Genomic DNA, 3,071 nt, shown 5'->3' with positions numbered 1-3,071 from the left:
GCATCGGCGGAATAGCCCATTTGTGTGAAAATACAGGTGGCACAACTCGCTTGACGAGCCCCTTGTCACGAAGAAAAGTAGTTTCCGAACTCATCAATCCAGATCACTGAAGGGACCTCGTAGAAATATATATTTAGCTCTTCATCATTATCGTCAACGGCATCTTTTGGCCATCTTTCTTTGAGATATTTTATTATGTTATCGGTGCTTTCATTCCAATGTGCTTCAGTGTTCTCAATTGAAAGCTCAGGACTGGGGTTCATTGGAGAAATGTAGCAGTCAGCTCCTGGAGCGATGAACTTTATTTTTCCCTGATCGAGGAGTTTTTCTATAGCCGCGAAGAATATCTCTTTGCGCTTATAAAAATTAAGTTCAGGGTATTGTCCTTCAATAGAGCTAAAAAGTGCAGAAAGAGACAAGCCAAAAGAGTCTCGTGCCATTTCATTTATTTTTTCTATTTCCATCATTTTTCCGTTATGGATGTCTAATTAAAAATTTAATTTCTGGATTGTAAGTGGTGCCGGATGCTGACTTTGGTATATCAATAGTCCATGCTGGACCGGTTTGTGCCGAGGATGATGAAAAATTCCTTAAATTAAAATTACCTTTAGGTGTTTTTACCACATAAATTTCTCCCTTTCCAGGCACTGCTCGCGGATTAGGCATATTTGTCAGCCCTGTAAGCTCTAGGAAGTAATTTTTAATTTCCGTCTCAGTAGCCCCAAAGAAAATTCTGGCGTTCCCAGGATTGGGGAGTTCCAGTAAGGAACGATTTCCCATGTTAATCCCTGTTCTTGAATTTGACGGGTTAAATAAATCCTGTAATTCAAGTTCTCGATTTATTTCGGGCGGTTTAGTGGCTTCCGCTTCTTTGACCGGATGTTGCTTTACTGAAGTCCCTGCCTCACTATCTGCGTCCGCAGAAGCGACAGAAGGTCTTGGATTAAAAGCTTTACTCTCTGTATCTGCGGCTTTTATTGATTTTCGTATAATGCTGGTCAGTTGGCTTCCGACCAAGCCCCCCGCTTCTCCGACAGCAATACCTGCCCACATCAGGCGTTGAGTCGTCGCCCAATCAAGCCCTTCGACATAGCCGGCTTCAGCCCAACGCCCCTGATCTTTCAATAGAAGTTGATAGTTGTTCTTGAGCGCGAGCTCATCAAGGGGGCCGATCTGATCGCTATACCCGCTGAAGGCAATAGAGCCTATTCCCAGAAGCATCCCTTTTCCAATCGTTGCAAGGTCACCGCCTATGCTGGCTTGCTTGTTGGCATCATCATAGCCAAGATTCGTTCCTAAAAATTGTAGCTCCTGATTCCTTTGCGTTGGCGCATGATCAGGACTACGAATATCATCGAGATAGCTCTTTATCGACGGGTCGAATCGGGAGCCGTAAAGTGCATTTAGATTGACCGTGGGATCCTTCCACTCTTTGTCGGTACTCTGGAAGAATGCATGGCGATCCCCCATCGAATCTGTGTAGTAGCGCCCTTCCGACCCCTTGACGAGGAATGCCTCGGTAAGAGCGTCTGTGCCGTTCAGCGCAGCCCAGTTCTCGTCTTCTTTCGATGCAGCAAATCGATTCAGCCTGACGCGTGCTTCTTCTTCGGTGAGAACGAGGCCGTTCTCCGCCATGTAGTCGATATATTTTTCGACGACTTCATCGCTTTTTAAGAACTTCACTTCAGATGGATGTAACTGTCGATTATTTGTATCGGAATTGAACGCCGTCGCCGCGCCCGCCGCGCCACCCACCGCCACGCCTAGCCCAGCCGCAATGCCAGCACCCACAGCCTCCCGCACGCCGTCAGGCAAGTTCTTTGTCAGCTCGTTCAACATCGGGGCCGCTGTAGCAGCCGTTGCCGAACCTAGTGCACCTTGGGCCCCACCGCCTAGCAGCCCCATCGCTGTATGGGCAGCCACACGGTACTCACCGCCTTCATCCCACTTGGCCGCTTCCTCTTCCTTGCCTTGCAGACGCAACTCAGCTGCTTTATTGGTTGCGTACTTTCCGACTTCTCTTGAAGCCTGCTGCCCAAACGTCGCCGTGATCTCCGCACCCGCACTGACCTGCTGCTGCAATTTCTGGCCATCCCAGCCTTTCACCAGGCCATTGGCGCTATCGCCGGTGAGCACGTCGCGGTTCAGTGCTGCCAGCACATCGCTGACGCTTTGACCGGTCTTGGCCTGTTGGCCTGCCTGGTCGGTGATGACCAACGTGCCGCCGCTGATGCCGCTGGTGGTCAGCGAGGTGTCGCTGCCGCTCTTGCTCGAGTAACCGGCCGCCGCACCCTGCGCGCCGCTGCCCTGGTTTTGCCAGGACCAGCTGCTGCCCTGGTTAGTGGTCGGTGGTGTCTGGGTCTCGGTCTTGGCTCCTTCCTTGCCGTCGCTGCCGCCGGCAGCGTAGCCACCCGAGAGGCTGATGCCCTTGGCCTCATAGCTGCTGGTGTTGGTGATGTCGCTCACCGTCAGCGTGCCGGTCTGTAGGCGATTGGCACCGGCATCCACGGCCGCCTGGGTGCTGGCGATCACGCCACCCTTCAGGTCGGTGTTGCCGCCCACGCGGATATCGAAGCCGCCATCGCCGGCCTGGATGCCGCTTTGCTCGGTGACGCTGGCGAAGTCGCCGTTGACCTTGTTGCTGCTGTAGCTGGCGCTGGCACTGAAGCCCACCCCGAAGGTCACGCTGCCACCCACCGCCTTGTCCTTGCTGGCGTAGGTGCTGGTGTCCTGCAGGCTCTCGATGTTGAGATCGCCGCCGATGTCGGCCAGCACCGTATCGGCCGAGAGTACCGCGCCCTTCAGGGTGGTGTCGTTGCCGCTGATGATCGTTGCGGTCTTGCCTGCCGACAGGTGGCTGTTGCGCTGGGTAACGTCTTCGCCGTCCGCCTTGCCACGCGAGCCGCTGGCGCTGGCGGTGATGCCGGCAGCAAAGCCGTCCGCACCATAGGTCACCGCCACGCCGATCGCTGCACTCTTGCTCTTGCTGGTGCTGTGTTGTTCGAAGGTGTCCTGGGCCGCTTCCAACGTGATGTTGTTGTCCGCAGCCAGCAGCAGGTTGTTGCCGGCCT

General features: G+C 53.8%; 2 protein-coding genes. Both read right to left on the bottom strand.

Annotated features, from left to right (window positions below; all coding sequences use genetic code 11):
* Positions 1 to 65: 65 nt before the first annotated feature.
* Entirely contained in the window at positions 66 to 464 is a 399-nt protein-coding gene (locus Y887_RS20380; RefSeq protein WP_146093469.1) for a hypothetical protein, read from the bottom strand.
* Between the two features lie 10 nt (positions 465 to 474).
* A partial coding sequence (locus tag Y887_RS21120) for a hemagglutinin repeat-containing protein (RefSeq protein ID WP_211256998.1) occupies positions 475 to 3,071 on the bottom strand: 2,597 nt, incomplete at its 5' end.

Source organism: Xanthomonas pisi DSM 18956, from assembly GCF_001010415.1.
Taxonomy (GTDB): domain Bacteria; phylum Pseudomonadota; class Gammaproteobacteria; order Xanthomonadales; family Xanthomonadaceae; genus Xanthomonas; species Xanthomonas pisi.
The sequence above is the reverse complement of the archived record's forward strand: the minus strand, read 5'-3'. Positions and strand labels throughout refer to the sequence as shown.